We start from the raw sequence: 25,319 nt of genomic DNA, 5'->3' as shown, positions 1-25,319 counted from the left end.
GCCCCCCTACAGGTCAAGCGTAGCTTTCGATCGACGGGCAGGCGCAGACCAGGTTGCGGTCGCCGAACACGTTGTCGACCCGGCCCACCGGCGGCCAGTACTTGCCTTCGATCAACGACGCCACCGGGTACACCGCCTGTTCGCGGCTGTAAGGGTGGGTCCACTCACCGACGATTTCCGCCGCAGTGTGCGGGGCGTTCTTCAGTGGGTTGTCGTCTTTGTCCAGGCTGCCGTTTTCCACCGCGCGAATTTCTTCGCGGATGCAGATCATGGCGTCGCAGAAGCGGTCCAGCTCTTCCTTGGATTCGCTTTCGGTCGGCTCGATCATCAACGTGCCGGCCACCGGGAACGACATGGTCGGCGCATGGAAACCGAAATCGATCAGGCGCTTGGCCACGTCATCGACGCTGATGCCGCTGCTGTCCTTGAGCGGGCGCAGGTCGAGGATGCATTCGTGGGCCACCAGGCCGTTGCTGCCGGAGTAGAGCACCGGGTAATGCTCTTCCAGGCGACGGGCGATGTAGTTGGCGTTGAGGATCGCCAGTTGCGAGGCGCGCTTGAGGCCGGCGCCGCCCATCATGCGGATGTACATCCAGGTGATTGGCAGGATGCTCGCGCTACCGAACGGCGCCGCGCACACCGCGCCTTGCTTGCGTTCCATGTTGGCGTGGCCCGGCAGGAACGGTGCCAGGTGCGACTTGACGCCAATCGGGCCGACGCCAGGGCCGCCACCGCCGTGGGGGATGCAGAAGGTCTTGTGCAGGTTCAGGTGCGAGACGTCGCCGCCGAACTTGCCTGGGGCGCAGAGGCCAACCATGGCGTTCATGTTGGCGCCGTCGATGTACACCTGGCCGCCGTTGTCATGAATGATGCCGCAGATTTCGCGGATACCTTCTTCGAACACGCCGTGGGTGGACGGGTAGGTGATCATCAGCGCCGCGAGGTGTTCGCGGTGCTCGATGGCCTTGGCCCGCAGGTCCTCGATGTCGACGTTGCCGCGGGCATCGCAGGCGGTCACGACCACGCGCATACCGGCCATGTGGGCGGTGGCCGGGTTGGTGCCGTGGGCCGAGGACGGGATCAGGCAGATGTCGCGACGGTCTTCGCCACGGCTCTGGTGATAGGCACGGATCGCCAGCAGGCCGGCGTATTCGCCCTGGGAACCGGCGTTGGGTTGCAGCGACACCGCGTCATAGCCGGTGGCGGCGCAGAGCATGGCCTCCAGCTCGTCGGTCAGTTGCTGGTAGCCAGCGCTCTGCTCGGCCGGGGCGAACGGGTGCAGGGCGCCGAACTCGGCCCAGGTCACCGGGATCATTTCGCTGGCGGCGTTGAGTTTCATGGTGCAGGAACCCAGCGGGATCATGGTGCGATCCAGGGCCAGGTCCTTGTCGGCGAGCTTGCGCAGGTAGCGCATCAGCTCGGTTTCGGAGTGGTAGCGGTTGAACACTGGGTGGCTGAGGATCGCCGATTGGCGCACCAGCTCGGCCGGGATATGGCTTTGCACGCTGGCGGCCAGTGCCGCGAAGTCCGGCACGGCCTTGCCGTCGGCCATCAGGTTACCTATCAAACGGAGCAGTGCTTCGACGTCAGCCTGGCTGGTGGTCTCGTCCAGGGACAGGCCCAGGCGTTCAGCGTCCACCACACGCAGGTTGATGCGCTGTGCGCGGGCCTTGTCGTGCAGGGCAGCGGTTTGCGCGCCGGTGCGCAAGGTCAGGGTGTCGAAGAAGCTCTCTTGCTCGACGCTCAGCCCTAGCGCGCCTAGGCCCTTGGCGAGGATCGCGGTCAGGTGATGGATGCGATTGGCAATTTGCACCAGGCCCTTGGGACCGTGGTACACGGCGTACATGCTGGCGATGTTGGCCAGCAGCACCTGGGCGGTACAGATGTTGCTCGTGGCTTTCTCGCGGCGGATGTGTTGCTCGCGGGTCTGCATCGCCAGGCGCAGGGCCGGTTTGCCGAAACGGTCCACGGAAACGCCGACCAGGCGGCCCGGCATGTCGCGCTTGAACGCGTCCTTGGTGGAGAAATACGCCGCGTGCGGGCCACCGAAGCCCAGCGGCACACCGAAGCGCTGGGCGCTGCCGATGGCCACGTCGGCGCCGAACTCACCGGGTGGGGTCAACAGGGTCAGTGCCAGCAGATCCGCGGCCACCGCTACCAGGGCGTTGGCCGTGTGGAAGCGTTCGGTCAGTTCGCGGTAGTCGAACAGGTCACCGTTGCTGGCCGGGTACTGCAGCAGCGCGCCGAAGAAACCGCTGACGTCGCTCAGTTCGCGCTCATCGCCGACCACCACGTCGATGCCCAGGGGCTCGGCACGGGTGCGCAGCACGTCGAGGGTTTGCGGGTGGCTGTGCACGGAGGCGAAGAAGGCGTTGCTGCCCTTGTTCTTGCTCAGGCGCTTGCAGAAGGTCATGGCTTCGGCGGCGGCGGTGGCTTCGTCGAGCAAGGACGCGTTGGCGATCGGCAGGCCGGTAAGGTCGCTGATCAGGGTCTGGAAGTTCAGTAGCGCTTCGAGACGGCCCTGGGAAATCTCTGGCTGGTACGGGGTGTAGGCGGTGTACCAGGCCGGGTTTTCCAGCAGGTTGCGCAGGATCGGTGCCGGCGTATGGCAGTTGTAGTAGCCCTGGCCGATGTAGGTCTTGAACAGTTGGTTCTTGGCGGCGATGGCCTTGATCGAGGCCAGTGCATCGGCTTCGCTCTGGCCGTCGCCCATGTCCAGCACGCTGGTGCCCTTGATGCTTTCCGGGATGACGCTGGCGCTCAGGGCTTCCAGGGAGTCGTAGCCCAGGCGCTCGAGCATGGCTTGCTCGTCGCTGGCACGCGGACCGATGTGGCGGGCAATGAATTCGTTGGCAGTGCCGAGATTAACAGTCATGTGGCGCTCCTCAGGCTTCGGCGTTGGCTTTGATCAGGCGGTCGTAGGCGTCCTGATCCAGCAGTTGGCCAACGGCAGCGGCGTTGACTGGCTTGAAACGGAAAAACCAGCCATCGCCCAGGGGATCTTCGTTGACCAATTCCGGATTGCTTTCCAGGGCCGGGTTCACCTCGAGCACTTCACCGTCCAGTGGCATGTAGACACCGCTGGCTGCTTTCACCGATTCCACGGTGGAGGCTTCGGCACCCTTGTCGTAGCTTTGCAGTTCCGGTAACTGAACATAGACCACATCGCCCAAGGCGTTCTGGGCAAACGCAGTAATACCGACAGTAACGCTGCCGTCGGCTTCGGTGCGCAGCCATTCGTGATCTTCAGTGAAACGCAACTCGCTCATGGAAACTCCTGGGGCCAGATTCGTCTGGTGGACGCGAAGAAAGGCGCGGGGCTTGGCCCGGCCGAATGCTAATACCCATAGCAAGAATGCGGCCAATGTTAATAAGTGCTTATATATCAATGGCTTGATTGGTTTTGTCGAAACTTGGATCGACTTAGCTGTAGCGAAATCGCTACAGCTGGGAGGCCGGATAAAATCGTTGTGGGATCAAAGCCTTGCGCAGCGCTGCTTGGCGATGAGTGTAGCGATATCGTTCCACTGTAGCGCTTTCAGTACAGGTGGAGGTCGTTTTTGACATGATTTCGACCGCAACTCAGAACCCTGTGGGCGCTTGCTCGCGATAGCGGTGTGTCAGTCAACCTATGGCTGGCTGGGCGACCGTCATCGCGAGCAAGCTCCCACAAGGGGGACTGCGGCGGGTTTATGGCTTCCCGGAAATCCCGTACTTGCGCAACCGATGGGCAATCGCGGTGTGGGAAGTTTGCAGGCGGCTGGCGAGCTGGCGGGTGGAGGGGTAGTTGACGTAGAGGCTTTCGAGCAGGTGCTTCTCGAAGTTTTCCACGGCCTGTTCCAGGCTTTCGACTTCCACATCGCCCTGGCGCGCGACGGAGGTGCCGGCGATGTCTAGGTCGCCGATGTCCACCAGGCTGCTTTCGCAAATGGCGGCGGCGCGGAAGATCACGTTCTGCAATTGCCGCACGTTGCCCGGCCAGCGGTTGCCCAGCAGGGCCGGGTACGTGCCGGGGGCCAGGCGGCAGACCGGGCGCTGGATCTGCGCGCAGGCCTGCTGCATGAAATAACGCGCCAGCAGCAGGATGTCCTGGCCGCGTTCACGCAGCGGCGGGACTTCGACATTGAGCACGTTCAGGCGATAGAACAGGTCTTCGCGGAACGAGCCCTCGCTGACCATTTTCTCCAGGTTGCGGTGGGTGGCGCTGAGGATCCGCACGTTGACCTTGATTTCCCGGTCGCCGCCCACCCGGCGGAAGCTGCCATCGTTCAAGAAGCGCAGCAGCTTGGCTTGCAGGTACGGCGACATCTCGCCGATTTCATCGAGGAATACCGTGCCCTGGTTCGCCAGCTCCATCAGCCCCGGCTTGCCGCCTCGTTGCGCGCCGGTGAAGGCGCCGGGGGCATAGCCGAACAGTTCGCTTTCGGCCAGGTTCTCCGGCAATGCCGCGCAGTTCAGGGCCAGGAACGGTGCGCCATGACGGGCGCTGATGGCATGGCAAGCCCGGGCCACCAGTTCCTTGCCGGTGCCGGTTTCGCCCTGGATCAGCAGTGGTGCGTCCAGCGCCGCGACCCGCTGGGCCCGGGCCTTGAGGGTGCGGATTGCCGGGGATTCGCCCAGCAGCGCGTCGAAGCCTTCGGCGTGATCGTGATGCAATGCCGACAGGCGCTCGCCGATGCGGTTCGGCTGATACAGCGTCAGCAGCGCGCCGGCATCGGTGATGGGCGTAGCGTCCAGCAGCAAGGTCTGGCCATTGAGGGTGATTTCCCGCAGCGGCAAGCGAAAACCGTTCTCCAGCAAGGCGTCCAGCAATGCCTCGTCACCGAACAGCTCGGCCACGCTTTCCCCGGCCGGTTCACGCCCGTACAGGGCAATCAGCGCCGGATTGGCCAGCAGCACCTTGCCGGCACTGTCCAGGGCCAGCACCGGGTCGGTCATGGCCGCGAGCAAGGCATCGAGCTGCAAGTGCCGACGCTGGCCCGGCAGGATGTCCACCACGGTGACCGCCTGCACGCCGCGCACGCTGAACAGCGCCTCGCGCAACTCGTCGAGCACTTGCGGGCTGAGGGTCGGGGCGTCGATGTAGACGTTGGGCGGCACCATCTCCACCGCATCCAGGTTTAGATTGCGTCCACCGAGCAAGGCCAGGACTTCCTGGGTGATGCCGACGCGGTCGATGAAACTGACGTGGATACGCATGGGGCGATGGGTTCTGGAACTCGGAGGGCCGCAAGTATGCCTTGGGGCGGGCTATTGGTGAAATCCTGGTGCAACTCTTGAGAAACACACCGAACTTCCACAGGGGGACGGTGGTGAGGCGAATATGTTCTACAACCCCACATCCCACTCCGGTACCTCGGGAAATTTCTGTACCAGGAAATCCAGCAGACTGCGCAGCGCCGAGGGCATGTGCTTGCGTGAGGCGTACACCGCGTACATGTTCATCCGGCGGGGTTCGGCGTGGGGCAGCAGGCGGATCAGTTCGCCGTTCTTGATATGGGCGCCGGCCTGGTAGCTGGGCAGCATGGCCACGCCGGCACCGGCTATCGTGGCTTGAAGCAATGTGCTGGCTTCGTTGGCGCTGATATTACCTTGCACCGGCACCGAGACCTGCTCGCCGTCCTGCTCGAAATGCCACAGGCTCTTGCCGACGTAGGAGTGGGTCAGGCAGTTGTGTCGGCTCAGGTCTTCCATTCGCAGCGGTGTCGAGTGCTCGCGCAGATACTGTGGCGAGGCGCAGATCACCGAGCGGCAGACCGTGAGGCGACGGGCAATCAGGTTCGGGTCCAGGTCGTTGCTCATGCGGATCGCCAGGTCGATGCGCTCATCCACCAGGTTCACGGTGCGGTCGAGCATCTGCAGGTCGACGCTCACCCCTGGGTAGCGCTTGACGTATTCGGCCATGGCGCTCGCCAGTTGGGCCTGGCCGAACGAGGTACTGGCACTGATACGCAACATGCCCCGTGGCGCATCGTCCGGGGTGCTGACGGCGGCTTGCATGTCGCCGGACAGCTCCAGCATCTGTCGGCACCGCGGCAGGATCTCCGTGCCTGCGGCCGTCAGGCTCAGCTTGCGGGTGGTGCGGTGCATCAGCCGGGCACCGACCCAGTCCTCCAGCTCCGCCAGATACCGCGACACCACTGGGCGCGACAGGTCCAGATGCTCGGCCGCCGCCGACTGACTGCCCAGGTCCACCACCGTGACGAACACCCGCATTGCTTGTAGACGATCCATGATCTGCCCGATTTCAGAAACAAACTATGTTGGATCATCGCATTTTTTGAAATGAATCAGGTCACTAAGCTTCGTCTCATTCCCTTCGGGCTTTTGAACAATGGAGCACCCATGACCGCATTCACCCCACTCAAGCGCCTGTTGCTGGCGACCGCCTCGCTGGCGTTCGCCACACACACCTGGGCTGCGGACCTGACGTTGGACGTCTACAACCCAGGGGCGGCAGCGATTTTTCCGGTGACCTCGGTATTGGTCAGCGGCGAGAGGGAGGCGATCCTGGTAGACGCCCAGTTCGGCAAGTCCCAAGCCGTGCAGGTCGTGGAAAAGATCCGCGCCAGCGGCAAACAACTCACCACGATCTACGTCAGCCATGGCGATCCAGACTACTATTTTGGTCTGGAAACCCTGGTTGCCGCGTTTCCTGAGGCCAAGGTGCTGGCGTCCGCACCGACTGTCGAGCACATCAAGCAGACCATGGACGGCAAGCTGAAATATTGGGGGCCGATCCTGAAGACCGATGCCCCGGCCAAAGCCATCGTGCCCCAGGTGCTCAAGGGCGACAGCCTGACCCTGGAAGGCCAGCGCTTGCAGGTCGTCGGCCTGGATGGCCCACAGCCGGACCGCAGTTTCGTGTGGATTCCGTCGATCAAGGCCGTGGTAGGCGGTGTGGTGGTGGCCGAGAACATTCATGTGTGGATGGCTGACACCCAGACGCCGCAGTCTCACAAGGATTGGCTGGCGACCCTCGCCAACATTGAAAAACTGCAACCGGGTACGGTGATTCCAGGTCACTACCTGAGTGACAGCGCCCGTTCCCTGGCCCCGGTGCGCTTCACCGCCGACTACATCAGGGCTTTCGACGAAGAAACCGCCAAGGCCAAGGATTCCGCCGCGCTGATCCGTGCCATGAAACTACGCTATCCGGACCTGGGTGAAGACAGCTCCCTGGAGCTCAGCGCCAAGGTTGCCAAGGGCGAAATGAAGTGGTGAACCACAGTTTGTAATGCGAGCACACAGTTGTGGCGAGGGGATTTATCCCCGTTGGACCGCGAAGCGGTCCTGAGAAGGCTGATCAAGTTACATCAGGCCTGCTGCATGTGATGCATTAGGGGACTGCTTCGCAGTCCAGCGGGAATAAATCCCCTCGCCACAAGAGCATGTATTCAACATCGCTAATCACTGGAGAACACCATGAGCAAAATCGCAATCATCGGAGCCACCGGTCGCGCCGGCAGCCAATTGCTGGAAGAAGCCCTGCGCCGTGGCCACAGCGTGACGGCCATTGCCCGCAACACCGCGAAAATCGGTGAAAGGGCCGGTGTGGTCAGCAAGCAACTGGATGTATTGGACAGCGAGGCGTTGACGGCGGCGGTGACCGATCACGATGTGGTGATCAGCGCGGCGCACTTTGCCACCGTGCCGGCCGACAAGGTCATCGCGCCGGTGAAAGCCGCTGGGGTCAAGCGTTTGCTGGTCGTCGGTGGGGCGGGTTCGTTGTTGCTGCCGGATAACAGCCGTGTGATCGACAGCGATGGCTTCCCGGAGGAATACCTGGCCGAAGCCAGCGCCGGAGCATTGTTCCTGGACGTACTGCGTCAGGAGCAGGACCTGGACTGGACCTTCCTTTCGCCTTCGGCGGAGTTCGTCGAAACCGAGCGCACGGAGCAGTTCCGTCTCGGCAAGGATCACTTGCTGTTCGACGACGCCGGGCGTAGTTGGATCAGCTTTGCCGATTACGCCATTGCGATGATCGATGAAGTGGAAACGCCGCAGTTTTCGCGCACACGGTTTACCGTCGGGTATTGATCGGGCGCTTTCGCGAGCAGGGTGGCTCCCACATGGGGGCCACAGTTTATTTAGCCATGGACTCTCACCCAGACGCTGACCAGCACCGTCGCGGCCATCAACCACGCCACCGCCGCCACGGCCAGGGACGCCTCCAGGCGCATGCGGTCGACCATCACATACAGCGTCGCCAGGTAGACAAAGTACGGAATGATCGACCACATCCCAAACACGATGGTGGTCTTCAGGTCATCCACCGAACGGCCCTTGCCGACGATGTAATGGGCAATCAGGGCGAAGGTCGGGAACAGTGGCACGAGCCCGGCGATGTAATAGTTCCTGGTCTTGGCCAGCATTGCCAGGATGACCACCACGGCTGCACCGAGCGCTGCCTTGAAAATCAGATCCACAGGTTTCCCGCCCAGTTGATTAATGGCTCAAGCCATATTTTTTGACTTTGTCGAACAGCGTGGTCTTGGCCATGCCCAGCTCCTGGCTGGCCTGGGTCAGGTTGCCGCCGCTGCGTTGCAGGGCGTCCACCAGCAGGTTGCGCTCGAAGGCTTCGACTGCTTCGGCGAAAGCCAGGCCCTGGTTGCCGCCGCTGGCACCGGAGCGCTTGAACGCCGGCAGGCCCAGGGCGTAACGCTCGGCGACGTTGCGCAGTTCGCGTACGTTGCCCGGCCAGTCGTGGCTCATCAGGTTCGACAGGGTCTGGTTGTCCAGCTCCGGCACCGTGCGGTCGAAGCGCAGGGACGACTGCTGGAGAAAATGCTCGAACAGTTGCAGGATGTCTTCGCGTCGCTCGCGCAAGGGCGGCAGTTCCAGGGTCACCACGTTGAGGCGGTAATACAAGTCGCTGCGGAACTGCCCGGTCCGGCCCATTTCGTCCAGGTCGGACTTGGTGGCGGCGATCACCCGGCAATCCACGGCCACGCTCTGGTTCGAACCCAGGCGCTCTAGGGTGCGTTCCTGCAACACGCGCAGCAACTTGATCTGCAAGGGCAGGGGCATGCTTTCCACTTCGTCGAGAAACAACGTGCCGCCATCGGCGTGCTCGATCTTGCCGATCCGGCGTTTGCCGGCACCGGTAAAGGCATTGGCCTCGTGGCCGAAAATCTCGCTTTCGAACAGGTTCTCTGGCAGGCCGCCGCAGTTCAGTGCGACGAACTGCTTGTCGTGGCGTCGGCTGAAGTCATGCAGGCAACGGGCGACCAATTCCTTGCCAGTACCGGTTTCACCTTCGATCAGCACGTTGGCCGAGGTGTCGGCGACGTTGGCGATCAGCGCGCGCAGGTGCTGCATGGCGGGCGAGCGGCCGATGATCCGGCCTTCCAGGGAATCGCGTTCGGCCAATTGCCGACGCAGCGACGACACTTCCCGGGCGAGGCTGCGCTGCTCCAGGGCACGGCGGGCGACGTCCACCAGGCGTTCAGGGGAGAAGGGCTTCTCCATGAAGTCATAGGCACCTTTTTGCATGGCGCCGACGGCCATGGAGATGTCGCCGTGGCCAGTGATCAGCACCACCGGCAAGCTGCGGTCCCGCGCCTTGAGTCGGGTCAGCAGTTCCAGGCCATCGATGCCCGGCAGGCGAATGTCGCTGATGACGATGCCGGCAAAGTTATCGTCGACGCGCTCCAGGGCCTCTTCGGCGCTGCCCACGCCGATGCAGGGAATGTCTTCCAGGGTCAGTGCCTGCTTGCAGCCCAGCAGGACATGGGGGTCGTCTTCGACGATCAATACGCTCAGGTCGTTGTTCATAGCGGCTCGGCAGGTAAAAGGCTTACCAACGGTAAACTGAGGACAAACGTGGTTCCACTGCCCTCGACCGGGTGTTCGACGCCCAGGTATCCACCCGTGGCAGCGGCCAGGCTGGCGGAAAGCGTCAGGCCCAGGCCCAGGCCTTGTTCGCCGGGTTTGGTGGTGAAGAAGGGTTCGAACAGATGCTTGCGTGCTTCTGGGTCAATGCCATGGCCGTTATCCCGCACGCGCAGGCGATATTTGCCATCGCCGGCCTGGCCTTCGAGCCAGAGCTGCGGTTCGGGTTGCGTCTGCATGGCGTCCAGGGCATTGCCGATCAGGTTCACCAGGATCTGCTCCAGGCGCGTCTGGTCAATTTGCACCTGGACGTCGTCGAAGCTGGAATGAATCTGGATGTTCAAGCTTTCAAGACGAGCGCCCAGCAGTTGCAGCGCGGCCTCGACTCCATTGCCGAGGCTGGCCTGGCCCTGGTCGTCCCCACGCCGGGCAAAGGAGCGCAGGCTGGCGGTGATCCGGCCCATGCGGTCGATCAAATCGTTGATGGTCTTGAGGTTGGCGCTGGCGATATCCAGCTGGCCGCGTTCCAGGAAGCGCACGGTGTTGCCGGACAAGGTGCGCAGTGCCGCCAGCGGCTGGTTGAGTTCGTGGGCGATGCTGGTGGACATCTGGCCGATGGCAGCCAGTTTTCCGGCCTGGACCAATTCGTCCTGGGCCCGGCGCAAGGTCTCTTCGGCCTGTCGCCGCTCGCGGATCTGGCCCTTGAGTCGTTCGTTGCTGGCGCGCAGGTCGGTGGTGCGTTCGGTAATCCGACGCTCGAGCTGGTTGTTGGCTTGCTGCAAGGCTTCCCGGGCCGCGAGACGGGTGGCGATGACCTTGCGCCGTTCGTTCCAGGCGATCAACAGGAATGCCACCAGGGCGAAGGCCACGGCCACCAGGATGCCTTGGTTGATCGCCTGGCGACGCAGGTCTTCAAGTGGGGTCAGCAGGGTGAAACTCCACGGTGTATCGCTCAAGGGCCGGGTCTGCGACAAGTAGCTGATGGCGCGCTCGTCGGACACCAGTTCGCTGTTGGCCGGGAACGTCAGCTTCTCCATGCCTTCGGCCAGGCGTTCCCGGGCCAGGGGCACCAGTTCATTGAGCGGGAACCAGTAGTACTGCAGGCTGCGGGCCAGGCGTTCCTTGGTGTCGTCGCTCAGGGGGCGAACCGACTTGAGCCGTCGCGCCGGGTCGCTGGACAGGATAATGATGCCGTTCTCATCACTGACGAACGCCTCCAGCCGTGCACGTTGCCAGCGTTCCTCAAGGGCTTCGAGGCGCACCTTGACCACGGCGACGCCGATGATCTTGCCTTGTTGCTCCAAGCCATGGGCCAGGTAGTAGCCGGGTTCGCCGTTGGTACTGCCGATTCCGTAGAAGCGCCCCGGCTGGCCGCGCACGGCATTCTGGAAGTAGGCGCGGAAGGACAGGTCTTCGCCCAGGTAACTGTCGACATCGCGCCAGTTGCTGGTGGCCATCACCCGGCCGGTGGTGTCCATCACGTAGATGGCCCGGCTGCGGCTGCGACGGTTAAGGCCTTCGAGGTATTCATTGACGATCTTGCGGTGCTCGGGTGTCGGGTCGTCGAGCAGTTGCGAGACACTTGACTCAAGCTCCAGCAGGCTGGGCAGGTAGGTGTACTTGCTGATCTCGCTCTCGACCGCACGGGCGTGCAGTTCCAACTGGCGCTCGCCATTCTCGGCGAGGCCACGTACGCCATAGTGCTCGCTGATCCAGAAGCCGAGGTAACCCAGGCCGATCATCAGGGCAATGACCAGTGGCGGCAGGAACAGATGGCGGATCAGGCGGGGTTTCACGGCGAGTGATGGCGGCGCGGCGCGATAGAGGGTGGGGTCGCATTTCATCACAGAAGCCTTGGGTCAACCAGTGTGGCGGCGGCCGCCCTTCGAACCCGGTCCGGTGGCGAGGGAGCTTGCTCCCGCTCGGCTGCGAAGCAGTCGCATAATCGGCTCATGCAGTATGCCAGGTACACCGCATTCGCCGGTTTTGGGGTCGCTGCGCGACCCAGCGGGAGCAAGCTCCCTCGCCACAGGAGCCGCTCCAAAGGACGTGGCGCTTAGTGCTGCAGGATTTTCTCGAGGAAATGCTGCGCGCGTTCGGAACGGGCGCTGATGTCGCCGAAGAACTCTTCTTTCTTGCAGTCTTCGATGATCTGGCCCTGGTCCATGAATATCACCCGGTTCGCCACTTTGCGGGCGAAGCCCATTTCGTGGGTCACGCACATCATGGTCATGCCTTCGTGGGCCAGTTGCACCATCACGTCGAGCACTTCGTTGACCATTTCCGGGTCGAGAGCCGAGGTCGGCTCGTCGAACAGCATTACCACCGGGTCCATCGCCAGGGCACGGGCAATCGCCACGCGCTGCTGCTGACCGCCGGAGAGCTGGCCCGGGTGCTTGTGGGCGTGGGCCGAGAGGCCGACCCGCTCAAGCAGTTGCAAGCCTTTCTTGGTGGCCTCTTCCTTGCTGCGGCCCAGCACCTTGATCTGCGCGATGGTCAGGTTTTCGGTGATGGTCAGGTGCGGGAACAGTTCGAAATGCTGGAACACCATGCCCACGCGCGAGCGCAGTTTCGGCAGGTTGGTCTTCGGGTCGGCGATGGACGTGCCATCGACCACGATGTCGCCTTTCTGGAACGGTTCCAGGGCGTTCACGCATTTGATCAGCGTGGATTTGCCGGAACCGGACGGCCCGCACACCACCACCACCTCACCTTTGCTGACCTCGGTGCTGCAATTGGTCAGTACCTGGAAGTCCCCATACCACTTGTTGATGTTCTTGATAGAGATCATACGGCGAACCTTTTTTGCAGACGCTTGACCAGCTGCGAGGCGGCAAAGCTGACGGTGAAGTACACGAGACCTGCGATGATCAGGAACTCATTGGAGCGGCCGATGATGTCGCCACTGGCCCGCGAAGCATTGAGGAAGTCCACCAGGCCGACCGTGTAGACCAACGAGGTGTCCTGAAACAGGATGATGCTTTGTTGCAACAGCAGCGGGGTCATCTTGCGAAACGCCTGGGGCAGGATGATCAGGCGCATGGTCTGGCCGTAATTCATCCCCAGTGCCTGGGCGGCCCCCATCTGGCCCTTGGGAATCGACTGCACGCCAGCCCGGACGATTTCGCAGAAGTACGCCGCTTCGAACATCATGAACGCCACGATGCAGGAACCGAATGCCCCGATCGGCGTATCTTCGCCGGTGATCCAGCGCAGCACGAACGGTACCGCCAGGTAGAACCAGGTGATCACCAGCAGCAGCGGGATCGAGCGGAAATAGTTGACGTAGGCGCCAGCGATATTGGAGACCAGCTTGTTATGGGACAGGCGCATCAGCGCCAGGATCGTGCCGAGGATGATCCCGCCGACCACTCCCAAGGCCATCAGCTTGAGGGTCATCACCATGCCGTTCCACAAACCGGGAATGGCCGGGATGATGCCAGTGAAGTCGAATTCCATTATTTACCCCCCACGGAGATCAGGCCGGGCACCGCGACTTTCTTCTCGACCATGCGCATGAGCAGCATCAGGCTCATGTTCAGGGTGAAATAGATCAGCGTGGCCAGGGTAAAGGCTTCGAACAGGTTGGCGGAGAACTCGGCGGTCTGCTTGGTCTGCGCGAGCAACTCCATCAGGCCGATCAGCGAGGCCACGGAGGAGTTCTTGAAGACGTTGAGGAATTCCGAGGTAAGCGGCGGAATGATGATCCGGTAGGCCTGGGGCAGCAGCACGTTCCAGTAGATCTGCGGCAGCTTGAAGCCCATGGCACGGGCGGCGGATTCCTGGCCGCGCGGCAGCGCCTGGATACCGGTACGCACCTGTTCGCAAACACGGGCGGCGGTGAACAGGCCCAGGCACACGACTACGCTCAGGTAGGCCGAGGTGGTCGGGTTCAGGTCCTGCTTGTACCACTCCTGCATATCGGCGGGCAGCAGGTCCGGCACCAGGAAGTACCAGATGAACAGCTGAACCAGCAGCGGCACATTACGGAAAAGCTCCACGTAGCACGTGGCGATACCCGATACGAGCCGGTTCGGCACGGTACGCATGACGCCTAGTATCGAGCCGAGCAGCAGGGCGATGATCCAGGCTACGATGGCTATGGCGATGGTCCAGCCCAAGCCGGACACGTACCAGTCGAGATAGGTCTCGCTGCCCACGCCGGTGGACTTGAAGAACACGCCCCAGTCCCAGTTGTAATTCATTAGGGTCTCCCCTCAGATCGTTCGATGTACAAATGCCCGCCTGGGGAAACTCCGTTCCCGCCCGACTTGAAGGCCAGGCACACGCGATCGGCTCGACAGCCACCGGTTCGAGTGTTTCCAGATTTGCCAGCAGGGAGTGACCATCCCCTGAAAGGGCCGGGCCCTTTCAGGGGATAAGGTTAGTCAGAAATCAGGATTTCTTGTCGTCAGCCGCTTTATCGGTCGGCTTGGCGATCAGTGCCTTGAGTTCGTCGCTCATCGGGAAGTTCAGATTCAGGCCTTTTGGCGGGATAGGTTGCATGAACCATTTTTCGTAGATCTTGTTGATCTCGCCCGAAGCGTAGGTGGCCTTGATGGCGTCATCGACAGCTTTTTTGAACGGCTCGTCGCCCTTGCGCATCATGCAGCCATAGATTTCGTAGGACTGTGGGGTGCCGGTCACGGCCCAGTCATCGGCTTTCTTGGCCTTGGCGGCTTCGCCAGCCAGCAGGGCGTCGTCCATCATGAACGCGACGGCACGACCCGATTCCAGCATCTGGAAGGATTCGCCATGGTCCTTGGCGGAGATGACGTTCATGCCCATCTGCTTGTCGGCGTTCATCGCCTTGAGAATGCGCTCGGACGTGGTGCCGGCGGTGGTCACGACGTTCTTGCCCTTGAGGTCGTCGAAATCCTTGTACTTGGAATCTTTCTTGGAGAGCAGCTTGGTGCCGATCTCGAAAATGCCAACGGAGAAGTCAACCTGCTGCTGACGCTCGACGTTGTTGGTGGTGGAGCCGCATTCCAGGTCCACGGTGCCGTTCTGCACCAGTGGGATACGGGTTTGCGAGGTGACCAGGTTGTATTTGATCTGCAGGTTGGGCAGGTCCAGGTCTTTTTTCAGTGCTTCGACGACTTTCATCTGGATATCGTGGGAGTAGCCAACCGGTTTGCCGGAAGCGTCCGCGATGTAGGAAAACGGAATGGAAGCGTCGCGATGGCCAAGCGTGATAACGCCGGACTCTTTGATCTTTTTCAGCGTGCCGGTCAGTTCGGCTGCGAAAACCGGGGTGCTGATCAGAGCGGCAGCCATGGCTGCGCCCAGGAGATGGGGAACGATACGCATCGATGTTTCCTCGACATTGTTTTTTTTATTTCGGCCGGTTTGTCGGCCCTGAGTACTTCGAAGTGCCTGGCAGCTCCTGTTGTGTTGGCGTACAGGCATTCGTCTCCAGAAGTGTAGAGCATGACTCGTGCCAGGCCAGGGCTGTCTGTTTAACTTGTTGTTTTATATGGTAATTAATGTTTTGTTTCAGGTTTACGCGGGCTGCTTTATCCGGTTAGCCGAACTGACGGGCGGGTCATGTTCGGAAAACCGAATGGCTTGAGCCCGTCTCGATCCATTGTGGGAGCGAGCTTGCTCGCGATAGCGGTGTGTCGGTCCCATACAGGGTTGAATGTGCTGGCCTCATCGCGAGCAAGCTCGCTCCTACAGGGGGGCGGAGGTGCACGCCAGATAGCAAAAAGCCCCTGAATCGCTGGATTCAGGGGCTTTGGGTTTTGCGGGATATCCGTCAGGCCGCTTCGATCTTGCGGCGGTTGTGCTCGACCTTGTCCAGGTACTGCTGCAGTTTCTCCTGCTCGACCGGGGTGGTGAACAAGCCCAGCTTGCTGCGGCGCCACAGGATGTCCTGGGCATCGACGGCCCACTCGTCGCTGCACAGGTAGTCGACTTCGCGCGTATAGAGGCCGGCGCCGACGTGCTCACCCAAGTCGCCCAGGTTGTGCACGCCTTCGAGCATGCGCCAGGTGCGGCTGCCGTAGGTAGTGGCCCAGCGGCGTGCGATGTCGGTTGGCAGCCAGTCGAACTTGTCGCGGATCGCCGAGCACAGCGCCTGCGGGGTGGTCATGTTTTCGCCGCCGGGGAGGGCCTCTACGGCGGTCCAGCCCGGACGCATTTGCGTGAAATACGGGGCCAGTTGCGCCATCGCCGATTCGGCCAACTTGCGATAGGTGGTCAGCTTGCCGCCGAACACCGACAGCAAGGGGGCTTCTTCACCGCCACCCGACAGCGCCAGGGTGTAGTCGCGGGTCACGGCCGATGGGTTGTCGGATTCGTCGTTGCACAGCGGGCGTACACCGGAATAGCTGTGCAGGATATCGTCGCGGCTGATCTGCTTCTTGAAGTGGGCGTTGACCACCTTCAACAGGTAGTCGGTTTCACCCTCGGTGATCGCCACTTTGGCCGGGTCACCGGTGTATTCGCGGTCAGTCGTGCCGATCAGGGTGAACTGGTTAAGGTACGGAATGGTGAACACGATGCGCTGGTCTTCGTTCTGCAGAATGTGCGCATGTTCGCCTTCGTAGAGTTTCGGCACGATCAGGTGGCTGCCCTGGATCAGGCGGATGCCATAGGGCGATTCCAGCTTCAGGTCATCGCGAATGAACTTGGCGACCCACGGGCCGGCGGCGTTGACCAGTGCCTTGGCGCGGATCGAAAACAGGCTGCCGTCGGCACGTTCCAGGTGCAGGTGCCACAGGCCTTTGCTGCGGCGGGCATTCACGCAGCGCGTGCGGGTGTGGATGTGCGCGCCTTTTTCCCGGGCGGCCATGGCGTTGAGTACCACCAGCCGCGCATCGTCGACCCAGCAGTCGGAATATTCGAAACCTTTGGTGATCTCGCTTTTCAATGCGCTGTCGGCACCGAACTTCAGGCTTTTGGAGCCGGCGAGCTGCTCACGCTTGCCCAGGTGATCGTAGAGGAACAGGCCGGCGCGAATCATCCAGGCCGGGCGCAGATGCGGGCGGTGAGGCAATACGAAGCGCATTTGCTTGACGATGTGCGGGGCCTTGGTCAGCAGCACTTCGCGCTCGGCCAGCGCTTCGCGCACCAGGCGAAATTCATAATGTTCGAGGTAACGCAGGCCACCGTGGATCAGCTTGCTGCTGGCCGACGATGTGTGGCTGGCCAGGTCGTCCTTTTCGCAAAGGAACACCGAAAGACCGCGACCGGCAGCGTCCGCGGCAATCCCCACGCCGTTGATCCCGCCACCAATGACGGCGATGTCGTAAATCTCGGCGAGAGGGGGCGTAGGCAAGGTAGAAGTGGGCATCGGCTGGCCTCGGGCTCTTTTTCGCAATATTTGAATTCGAACATAAATGTTCATTTGCGAAAATACTAGCCCATAAAGACCGCAACAGCCAGCTGACTTCGATTGAAAATACTGATCAAAGGAAGCTGAAAGGAAAATTTTCGAACAAAAAAGTTACTGGTGAAGTGCGTTTGTGGCGAGGGAGCTTGCTCCCGCTGGGCGGCGCAGCCGCCCCAAGATGGACTGACGCGGTCTTCCAGGCAGACCGCGTCAACCGGTTTTACGACGGCTGCGCCGCCGAGCGGGAGCAAGCTCCCTCGCCACAAAAGCAGGTCGGTATTTCACTGCGCTACACCGAAGCGCTCGGCCAGCCAGCGGATCTGCCTCAAATTGAGCTGACGCTTACCGCTCAAAACCTCCGATACCACCGACTGGGTACCAACGCCTGGCAAGTCGCTCTGGCTCATGCCATGTTCACGGAATGGGGCAAGCGCCTGGAGTTCATCTGCTCGTCGTAACCCAGCCCCTCGGCTGAACACATAACTGTTTGGAGGCATGGTTAACCCTGTGGCGAGGGAGCTTGCTCCCGCTCGGCTGCGAAGCGGTCGTAAAACCGGCTGGCGCGGTGTGCCTGAAAGGTCGCGTCAGATCATTGGGGGCGGCTGCGCCACCCAGCGGGAGCAAGCTCCCTCGCCACAGGGAGACTTGGATGCAGTCAGACCACTTCCAGGCGAATCTTGTGCTGGCTCAGCAACTGCGCCAGGGCCGGCACCGGTTGCTGGTCGGTCACCAGGCAGTCGATCAGGCTGATGGGGCCCAGGCGGACCATGGCATTGCGTCCGAACTTGCTGGAGTCCGCCGCCAGCAGCACTTGCCGGGCGTTGGCGATGATGGCTTGGGAAACCCGTACTTCCTGATAGTCGAAGTCCAGCAGGCTGCCGTCTTCATCGATCCCGCTGATGCCCACCAGGGCGAAGTCGACCTTGAACTGGTTGATGAAGTCGACGCTCGCCTGGCCCACCACGCCGCCGTCACGCCGTACGTTGCCGCCAGCGATCAGGACTTCGAAGTCGTCCTTGGCACTGAGGATCGAAGCCACGTGCAGGTTATTGGTGATGACCTTCAGATGGTTGTGATTGAGCAGCGCCCGGGCAATGGATTCGGTGGTGGTGCCGATGTTGATGAACAGCGAGGCATGATCGGGGATCTGGGCGGCGATGGCTTCGGCGATGCGTTGCTTCTCGTCGCGCATCTGATCGGCGCGCATGGCGTAGGCGGTGTTTTCCACGCTTGAATCGTAGGCGGCGCCGCCGTGGTAGCGACGCAGCAGGTTCACCTCCGCCAGTTGGTTGATATCGCGGCGAATGGTTTGCGGGGTGACGACGAATAGCTGCGCCATTTCCTCGATGCTGACATAGCCGCGTTCGCGGACCAGTTCGAGGATTTGCTGCTGGCGGGGAGGCAGATTCATGGGGCTTCCTTTGGGCTGCCGTACAAAATTTGCCCATGATGCCGCAGGAATCCACTCCCGACCAGTTTCAGAACCTTATCAGGCTTTATTCAGCGTCTTCATGGGGTTCCCAGTCACGGGTGCGACTGACCGCCTTCTGCCAGCCGGCGTAGAGTTTTTCCTTCGCCTGTTCGTCCAGTTGCGGTTCGAATTCGCGCTCGATCACCGCTTTGCCGCGCAGTTCTTCCAGGCTGCCCCAGAAGCCGCATGCCAGGCCGGCCAAATACGCAGCACCCAGGGCGGTGGTTTCACGCATTTTCGGGCGCTCGACCTGGGTACCCAGGATGTCGGCCTGGAACTGCATGAGGAAGTTGTTCGCCACCGCGCCACCGTCGACGCGCAGGGCCTTGAGGCGTTCACCCGAATCCTGCTGCATGGCGTCGAGTACGTCGCGGGTCTGGTAGGCAATCGACTCCAGTGCTGCACGAATGATGTGATCGACGCGTACGCCGCGGGTCAGGCCAAACAGCGCGCCACGGGCATAGGGGTCCCAATACGGCGCGCCCAGGCCGGTGAAGGCGGGCACCAGGTACACGCCGTTGCTGTCCTTGACCTTGTTGGCAAAGTATTCGGTATCCAGCGCATCGTTGATGATTTTCAGTTCGTCGCGCAGCCACTGGACCGTGGAGCCGCCATTGAAGACTGCACCTTCCAGGGCGTAGGCGACTTCGCCGCGTGGGCCGCAGGCGATGGTGGTGAGCATGCCGTGATTGGATTTGACGGCCTTGCTGCCGGTGTTCATCAGCAGGAAACAGCCGGTGCCGTAGGTGTTTTTCGCCTGGCCCGGCTCCACGCACATCTGGCCGAAAAGCGCCGCCTGCTGGTCGCCGGCGATGCCGCCGATGGCGATGCCGCTCTTGGTGCGGCCATAGATCTCCGAGGACGATTTCACTTCCGGGAGCATTTCGCGGGGGATGTCGAGGATGTCGAGCATCTTCGCGTCCCATTCCAGCGAGTGAATGTTGAAGAGCATGGTGCGCGAGGCGTTGGTGTAGTCGGTGACGTGGACCTTGCCGCCGGTGAATTTCCAGATCAGCCAGCTGTCGACGGTGCCGAACAGCAGTTCACCGTTGCGCGCACGCTCGCGGCTGCCTTCGACGTTGTCCAGGATCCACTTGAGCTTGGTGCCGGAAAAGTACGGGTCGGTGACCAGGCCGGTGGTTTGGCTGATGTATTGTTCGTGGCCATCGCGCTTGAGCTGCTGGCAGATTTCGGTACTGCGGCGGCATTGCCAGACGATGGCGTTGTAGATCGGCCGGCCGGTGGTCTTGTCCCAGACCACGGTGGTTTCACGCTGGTTGGTGATGCCGATGGCAGCCACCTGGTCATGGTGCAGGCCGGCCTGGGCGAGGGCTTCGACCATGACCGCGCTCTGGGTGGCGAAGATTTCCATCGGGTCGTGTTCGACCCAGCCGGCCTGTGGGTAATGCTGGGCGAATTCGCGCTGGGCGGTGCAGACCACGTTGGCGTCACGGTCGAAGATGATTGCCCGCGAGCTGGTCGTACCCTGGTCGAGGGCAATGATGTAGTTCTTGTTCTGTATATCGGTCATGTCGATTGCCTCGGGTCTTTCTATAAAAGGGAGACTAGATAAGGGAAGAAGCCACGGCGCAGGCTGGAATGGCAGAAGCCTGCGCCGACTGTTTCAGGATGTTCTGGGCTTGCCGTCAATGGCCGGTTTTGCATCCTTTGTAGCAGTTATGGCGCTGGGCAGGTGGCGGGCAATCAAGCCGCGATAAGCCGCAGCACCCAGGCATGCACCCACAATCGGGGCAAAAATCGGAACCAGGAAGTACGGGATGTCACGCCCGCCCGTGAGGGAAATTTCACCCCAGCCGGTGAAGAAAGTCATCAGTTTAGGGCCGAAGTCCCGCGCCGGGTTCATCGCAAAGCCTGTCAGCGGCCCCATGGAGCTGCCGATCACCGCAATCAGCAGGCCGATCAGCAGTGGCGCCAGCGGGCCGCGAGGCAAACCATTGTTGTCATCGGTCAGGGACATGATCACTCCCATCAGGATGGCTGTGATGATCACCTCCACGAGGAAGGCTTGGCCGGTGGACAGTGCGGCGTGGGGGTAGGTGGAAAACACCGAGGCCAGTTCGAGGCTGGCTTCGGTGCCTCTAATCATGTGCCGAGACTGTTCGAAATCGAAGAATAGGTTGCTGTACAGCGTGTAGACCAGAAATGCGCCGCAGAAAGCACCGGCCACTTGGGACAGCATATAGAAAGGCAGTTTGCGCTTTTCGAAACCGGTGAAAATGCACAGGGCAATGCTGACGGCGGGGTTGAGATGGGCGCCGGAAATGCCCGCGCTCAGATAGATCGCCATGCTGACGCCGACACCCCAGATGAGGCTGATTTCCCACAATCCGAAGCTGGCACCCGCAACCTTGAGGGCCGCGACGCAACCGGTGCCAAAAAAAATCAGTAGGGCGGTGCCTAGGAATTCAGCCAGGCATTGGCTGGGCAGGGACGGCTGTTGTAAAGCAGTTGTCATTCAAACCTCGGTTTTTGTTGTTTTGCTGCGCCTTCGATAAAGCTCGATGGCGCGATCTCCAACGAGGCAGGATCCCCATCCTGATCTCGAGTTGCTGCTTGAGACCTGCGATATGACTTTCAGTTTCGAAAAAATATAGACAAGAAACGCTGGTGTCAAAGGTCGAAAGTGAACCGTCGGTCACATTTCAACTATTCGTGACGTGAATGACTCTTGCGCTGGCGGCGGATCACCGGCACTCACGACGCCCTCCCAAGCCTTTTCGCTGGCGATGGCTTAGAATCCGGCCACTCTTTTTTTCATTTCTTTGTCAGGAGCAGTCATGACACCCGCGTTGGATCTGCTTAAGAAAGTGCGCGCCGAACATCGCATCCACAGTTACGAACACGATCCCAAGGCCGCGTCCTACGGTTTGGAAGCGGCGGAAAAGCTCGGCCTGGATCCGGCGCAGGTGTTCAAGACGTTGTTGGCGGCCAGCGAAAAGGGTGAACTGTTGGTGGCGGTGGTGCCCGTGGCCGGAAGCCTGGATTTGAAAGGTCTGGCCCATGCCGCCGGGGTGAAAAAGGTCGAGATGGCCGACCCCGCCGCTGCGCAGCGTTCGACCGGTTATTTACTGGGTGGGATCAGCCCGCTGGGGCAGAAGAAGCGCCTGCGCACCTTTATCGACAGTTCCGCACAGCCGCTCGCCAGCATGTTTGTCAGTGCGGGAAGACGCGGCTTGGAAGTCGAGTTGGCGCCTTCGGTATTGAAGGAGCACACCGGGGCGACGTTTGCTGACATTGGGCGCGCTTGAATAACGGCTGCGCAGCCGAGCGGGAGCCAGCGCCCTCGCCACAAGGGTATGAAAGGCTAAGCTTGGAGTCAGAGCTTCCATCCCCCGCTGTAGGGTGAAAATTCTACTGATCTGTCACTGGATAAGCTGTGCCGCTGCGCCGCATGCTGGCGCATCAAAAAAAAGGAGAAGTGCCATGCAGCTTGCGTTTCATCAGGTCGATGCGTTCAGTGACCGGCCGTTTGGCGGTAACCCGGCGATGGTCTATCGCCTCGACGGCTGGCTTGCTGATGACTTGATGCAGAAGATCGCCGCCGAACATAACCTGGCTGAAACCGCGTTTCTGGTGCGTGAAGGCCAGCATTGGCATATCCGCTGGTTCACGCCCACCACCGAAGTCCCGCTGTGCGGGCACGCCACGTTGGCCAGCGCTTATGTACTGTTCGAGGTCTACCACGAACCCGTAGGGCGGCTGGATTTCATCTGCAAGTCCGGGGCGTTGAGCGTCACGCGCGAAGGTGATCGGCTGTGGCTGGATTTTCCGGCCATCGTGCCCGCCGAGCTGGGGGCATCCCTGGCAGTCCAGAGTGCCTTGGGTGTCGAAGCGGTGGACGTGCTGAGCTCCAACGAACTGTTCGTGGTGCTGGAGTCGGAGCAAGCGGTGCTTGATTGCAAGCCGGACATGGCGGCCCTGGCTAAACTGCCTTGGCCGGGCGCTATCGTGACCGCGCCGGGGAGCAAGCATGATTTTGTTTCGCGCTATTTTGCCCCGGCGATTGGCATCAACGAAGACCCGGTCACCGGCTCGACCCACTGCAGCCTGATTCCCTACTGGTCCAAACGCTTGGGTAAACACGGGCTGACGGCTTATCAATGCTCGGCCCGGGGTGGGGCGTTGTTCTGTCGGTTGGAAGGTGAGCGGGTGAAGATCGGTGGGAATGCGACGTTGGTGGCCAGTGGGACGTTGATGCTGGGTTGACACCACGGTCTGTGCACTTCTGTGGCGAGGGAGCTTGCTCCCGCTGGGCTGCGAAGCAGCCCTCAAAACAGTCACCTCGGCCTACATCTACCTGATCCACCGCGTTGTCAGGTTTTAGGGCTGCTGCGCAGCCCAGCGGGAGCAAGCTCCCTCGCCACACAAAAGCGGGTATCCGGCGTTAGCTGGCGGTGCTATAGCGCCGCACGCCGCTTTCCACCGGCGGTATATGCGCCGCCGTGCTGCCCGAGGCCTGGAACAGCACCAGGTGTTCTGCCGCTACCCGGATGCCGACCCGGTCACCGACCTGATGGTCGGCGTGGCTTGGGAAGATCGACTCCAGTTGCGCGCCCGTCGGCAGTTGCAGGCGATACAAGGTCGAGGCGCCTAGGAACGTCTTGCCGACTATGCTGGCGGTGAGCGGGCTGTCCGGTGCGTAGACGATATCGTCCGGGCGCAGCAGCACGTCCACCGCGCCGCCGATGGGCCAGGTGTAGGCTCGGTTACCGCGCAGGGTGCCCAACTCGGTTTGCACCGATTCAGGGCTGTCCAGCTGGCCGCGAATGAAGTAGCCCTGGCCAATGAAACTGGCGACGAATGGCGTCAGCGGTTCGTGGTACAGGTTGTAGGGCGTGTCCCACTGTTCCAGTCGACCTTCCTTGAATACCCCAACATGATCACTCACGGCGAAGGCTTCTTCCTGATCGTGTGTGACCAGGATCGCGCTGGTGCCGCGGGCCTTGAGGATATCCCGCACTTCATGGCTGAGCTTGCGTCGCAACTCGCCATCGAGGTTGGAGAACGGCTCATCGAGCAACAGCAGTTGTGGTTCTGGTGCCAGCGCGCGGGCCAGGGCCACGCGTTGCTGCTGGCCGCCGGACAACTCATGGGGAAAGCGCTTGCCCAGATGCATCAGGTTGACCAGTTCCAGCAACTCTTCGACGACGCGATCCTTGTCCGGATGCTTGCGAATGCCAAAGGCGATGTTCTCGGCCACGCTCAGGTGGGGGAACAGGGCATAGTCTTGGAACACCATGCCGATACGGCGTTTTTCCGGGGCGAGGGTGAAACCGGCGCGGGAAATGGTTTCCCCGGCCAGTTGGATTTCACCCTCGTGCACGGGTTCGAAGCCGGCTATGGCACGCAACGTGGTGGTCTTGCCGCACCCGGACGAACCGAGCAGGCAACCGATATCGCCGGCATTGAGGTGCAGGTTGAGGTTCTGCACGACCCGCTGGTTTTGGTAACCGCAGGCCAGGTCGTGCAAATTCAGCAGCAGCGAATGGCTCATGCGTGGTGATACGCCGGCTCGACAAGGAACTCGAGCAGTGCCTTTTGCGCGTGAAGTCGATTTTCTGCCTGGTCCCAGGCCACCGAGCGCGGATCGTCCAGCAAATCGAAGCTGATCTCCTCGCCACGGTGGGCCGGCAGGCAGTGCATGAACAGCACGTCGGCATCCGCCAGGTCGAGCAAGGCCCGGTTGACCTGCAGCGGCGCGAACAGCTCGAGGCGCTTGGCGGTTTCTTCTTCCTGGCCCATGGAGGTCCAGACGTCGGTGCTCACCAGGTGCGCGCCTGCCACGGCCTGTTTCGGATCACGCACGATGGTCACCCGGTCGCCGGCCTTGGCGAGCAGTTCGGCATTGGGGTCATAACCTTCAGGGCAGGCAATGCGCAGTTGGAAGTCGAATTGCAGCGCCGCCTCTATATAGCTGTTGCACATGTTGTTGCCGTCGCCGATCCAGGCTACGGTCTTGCCCTGGATCGAGCCGCGATGCTCGAGGAAGGTCTGCATGTCGGCCAGCAACTGGCAGGGGTGCAGGTCATCGGACAGGCCGTTGATGACGGGTACGCGGGAATGGGCTGCGAACTCGGTCAGGGTGCTGTGGGCAAAGGTACGGATCATCACCGCGTCCAGCATGCTCGACATGACGATGGCGCAATCGCTGATGGGTTCGCCACGGCCCAGTTGAGTGTCGCGCGGCGACAGGAAGATCGCCTGGCCGCCCAGCTGGATCATGCCGGCTTCGAAAGAGATGCGGGTGCGGGTCGATGACTTCTCGAAGATCATCCCCAGCACGCGGTTTTTCAAGGGCTCGAACAGTACGCCGCGGTTACGCAGGTCCTTGAGCTCCACGCCTCGACGGATCACGCCGAGCAACTCATCGGGCGTGAAATCCATCAGGGAGAGAAAGTGCCTTGCGCTCATGATTGACTACCTTTTTGTAACTGACCGCAGATGCTCAAAGCCTTGTTTATTCAAAAAACGGGCGAGACCTGCGGCAAAAGCCGCACGGGGCGACGAAATAGGGGAAGGCGCGATCTTATAATTAAATGTCGCGTCTTACCAATAGGGCTACGGTTTTTGGGGATTTCAGCGAGGCCATCGTGCGAAGGTGATGGCATATTTGTGGCCGGTTTCCTGACAGCAGCGACCCATTTGTACACTGGCGTT

The 25,319-nt window shown here is 61.4% G+C and carries 21 protein-coding genes and 1 pseudogene; 4 read left to right on the top strand and 18 right to left on the bottom strand.

Translation table 11 applies throughout. The features are described from left to right. Positions 1 to 13: 13 nt before the first annotated feature. The 4 genes from gcvP to BLO97_RS09335 all read right to left on the bottom strand — a co-directional run bounded on the left by gcvP (position 14) and on the right by BLO97_RS09335 (position 6,234). Entirely contained in the window at positions 14 to 2,875 is a 2,862-nt protein-coding gene (gcvP, locus tag BLO97_RS09350; protein ID WP_092345649.1) for an aminomethyl-transferring glycine dehydrogenase, read from the bottom strand. Positions 2,876 to 2,885: 10 nt separating this feature from the next. After that, positions 2,886 to 3,269 carry a glycine cleavage system protein GcvH gene (gene gcvH / locus BLO97_RS09345; RefSeq protein WP_003205000.1) on the bottom strand — a complete coding sequence of 128 codons (384 nt, stop codon included), beginning with the start codon at positions 3,267 to 3,269 and terminating at the stop codon, positions 2,886 to 2,888. 421 nt (positions 3,270 to 3,690) lie between these two features. Beyond that, positions 3,691 to 5,199: a sigma-54-dependent transcriptional regulator gene (locus tag BLO97_RS09340; protein WP_063324630.1), complete on the bottom strand. Its 1,509-nt coding sequence runs from the start codon at positions 5,197 to 5,199 to the stop codon at positions 3,691 to 3,693. Positions 5,200 to 5,328: 129 nt separating this feature from the next. Continuing rightward, positions 5,329 to 6,234: a LysR family transcriptional regulator gene (locus BLO97_RS09335; RefSeq protein ID WP_092345647.1), complete on the bottom strand. Its 906-nt coding sequence runs from the start codon at positions 6,232 to 6,234 to the stop codon at positions 5,329 to 5,331. A 111-nt stretch (positions 6,235 to 6,345) separates the two neighbouring features. Here BLO97_RS09335 and BLO97_RS09330 point away from each other — a divergent pair, with 111 nt between their 5' ends. Continuing rightward, complete coding sequence (locus BLO97_RS09330) at positions 6,346 to 7,224, top strand: MBL fold metallo-hydrolase (protein ID WP_092345645.1); 879 nt, start codon at positions 6,346 to 6,348, stop codon at positions 7,222 to 7,224. A 201-nt stretch (positions 7,225 to 7,425) separates the two neighbouring features. Further along, positions 7,426 to 8,040, top strand: a complete 615-nt coding sequence (locus tag BLO97_RS09325; RefSeq protein ID WP_092145142.1) for an NAD(P)-dependent oxidoreductase — start codon at positions 7,426 to 7,428, stop codon at positions 8,038 to 8,040. Positions 8,041 to 8,090: 50 nt separating this feature from the next. On the opposite strand, the gene BLO97_RS09320 is transcribed toward BLO97_RS09325, so the two are convergent. The 12 genes and pseudogenes from BLO97_RS09320 to BLO97_RS09265 all read right to left on the bottom strand — a co-directional run bounded on the left by BLO97_RS09320 (position 8,091) and on the right by BLO97_RS09265 (position 21,117). Further along, on the bottom strand, positions 8,091 to 8,420 hold the full coding sequence (locus tag BLO97_RS09320) for a GlpM family protein (protein WP_170862026.1): 330 nt from the start codon (positions 8,418 to 8,420) through the stop codon (positions 8,091 to 8,093). 28 nt (positions 8,421 to 8,448) lie between these two features. Beyond that, positions 8,449 to 9,777: a two-component response regulator AauR gene (locus BLO97_RS09315; RefSeq protein ID WP_063324635.1), complete on the bottom strand. Its 1,329-nt coding sequence runs from the start codon at positions 9,775 to 9,777 to the stop codon at positions 8,449 to 8,451. Further along, positions 9,774 to 11,678: a two-component sensor histidine kinase AauS gene (locus tag BLO97_RS09310; protein WP_092345643.1), complete on the bottom strand. Its 1,905-nt coding sequence runs from the start codon at positions 11,676 to 11,678 to the stop codon at positions 9,774 to 9,776. Before BLO97_RS09310 ends, BLO97_RS09315 begins: the two co-directional genes overlap by 4 nt. Positions 11,679 to 11,890: 212 nt before the next feature. After that, complete coding sequence (locus BLO97_RS09305) at positions 11,891 to 12,625, bottom strand: amino acid ABC transporter ATP-binding protein (RefSeq protein ID WP_003204983.1); 735 nt, start codon at positions 12,623 to 12,625, stop codon at positions 11,891 to 11,893. Continuing rightward, positions 12,622 to 13,293 carry an amino acid ABC transporter permease gene (locus BLO97_RS09300; RefSeq protein ID WP_063324637.1) on the bottom strand — a complete coding sequence of 224 codons (672 nt, stop codon included), beginning with the start codon at positions 13,291 to 13,293 and terminating at the stop codon, positions 12,622 to 12,624. The genes BLO97_RS09305 and BLO97_RS09300 overlap by 4 nt, the downstream gene beginning before the upstream one ends. Beyond that, entirely contained in the window at positions 13,293 to 14,039 is a 747-nt protein-coding gene (locus BLO97_RS09295; RefSeq protein ID WP_063324638.1) for an amino acid ABC transporter permease, read from the bottom strand. Before BLO97_RS09295 ends, BLO97_RS09300 begins: the two co-directional genes overlap by 1 nt. 190 nt (positions 14,040 to 14,229) lie before the next feature. Continuing rightward, positions 14,230 to 15,144, bottom strand: coding sequence for a glutamate/aspartate ABC transporter substrate-binding protein (locus tag BLO97_RS09290; protein ID WP_063324639.1), 915 nt, complete (start codon positions 15,142 to 15,144; stop codon positions 14,230 to 14,232). A 448-nt stretch (positions 15,145 to 15,592) separates the two neighbouring features. Continuing rightward, positions 15,593 to 17,131, bottom strand: a complete 1,539-nt coding sequence (gene glpD, locus BLO97_RS09285) for a glycerol-3-phosphate dehydrogenase (protein ID WP_092145144.1) — start codon at positions 17,129 to 17,131, stop codon at positions 15,593 to 15,595. Between the two features lie 320 nt (positions 17,132 to 17,451). Then, positions 17,452 to 17,589 (bottom strand): annotated as a pseudogene (locus tag BLO97_RS31875) (transcriptional regulator); the annotation flags it as partial. A gap of 236 nt (positions 17,590 to 17,825) precedes the next feature. Then, the gene (locus tag BLO97_RS09275; RefSeq protein ID WP_003204973.1) at positions 17,826 to 18,581 is read right to left on the bottom strand and encodes a DeoR/GlpR family transcriptional regulator; all 756 of its coding nucleotides are present in this window, start codon (positions 18,579 to 18,581) and stop codon (positions 17,826 to 17,828) included. Between the two features lie 85 nt (positions 18,582 to 18,666). Continuing rightward, positions 18,667 to 20,172, bottom strand: a complete 1,506-nt coding sequence (glpK, locus tag BLO97_RS09270) for a glycerol kinase GlpK (protein WP_092223493.1) — start codon at positions 20,170 to 20,172, stop codon at positions 18,667 to 18,669. 93 nt (positions 20,173 to 20,265) lie between these two features. Further along, entirely contained in the window at positions 20,266 to 21,117 is an 852-nt protein-coding gene (locus BLO97_RS09265; RefSeq protein WP_092145146.1) for an MIP/aquaporin family protein, read from the bottom strand. A gap of 322 nt (positions 21,118 to 21,439) precedes the next feature. Between BLO97_RS09265 and ybaK the strand changes: the two genes are divergently transcribed. After that, a complete protein-coding gene (ybaK, locus tag BLO97_RS09260; RefSeq protein ID WP_063324643.1) occupies positions 21,440 to 21,910 on the top strand; it encodes a Cys-tRNA(Pro) deacylase in 471 nt (156 codons plus the stop codon). Positions 21,911 to 22,085: 175 nt separating this feature from the next. Further along, positions 22,086 to 22,868, top strand: a complete 783-nt coding sequence (locus tag BLO97_RS09255) for a PhzF family phenazine biosynthesis protein (protein WP_063324644.1) — start codon at positions 22,086 to 22,088, stop codon at positions 22,866 to 22,868. A gap of 178 nt (positions 22,869 to 23,046) precedes the next feature. Here BLO97_RS09255 and BLO97_RS09250 read toward each other — a convergent pair whose 3' ends face one another. Beyond that, positions 23,047 to 24,156 (bottom strand): ABC transporter ATP-binding protein, encoded by a 1,110-nt coding sequence (locus BLO97_RS09250; RefSeq protein WP_092145148.1) that lies wholly within the window; start codon positions 24,154 to 24,156, stop codon positions 23,047 to 23,049. Next, positions 24,153 to 25,073, bottom strand: a complete 921-nt coding sequence (argF, locus tag BLO97_RS09245) for an ornithine carbamoyltransferase (RefSeq protein ID WP_092145150.1) — start codon at positions 25,071 to 25,073, stop codon at positions 24,153 to 24,155. The genes BLO97_RS09250 and argF overlap by 4 nt, the downstream gene beginning before the upstream one ends. Between the last annotated feature and the right edge of the window lie 246 nt (positions 25,074 to 25,319).

Origin of the sequence: Pseudomonas sp. NFACC05-1, from assembly GCF_900100135.1 — a bacterium.
In the GTDB taxonomy this organism is placed as follows: Bacteria; Pseudomonadota; Gammaproteobacteria; order Pseudomonadales; family Pseudomonadaceae; genus Aquipseudomonas; species Aquipseudomonas fluorescens_Q.
This window is presented reverse-complemented; position numbering and strand designations above follow the sequence as displayed.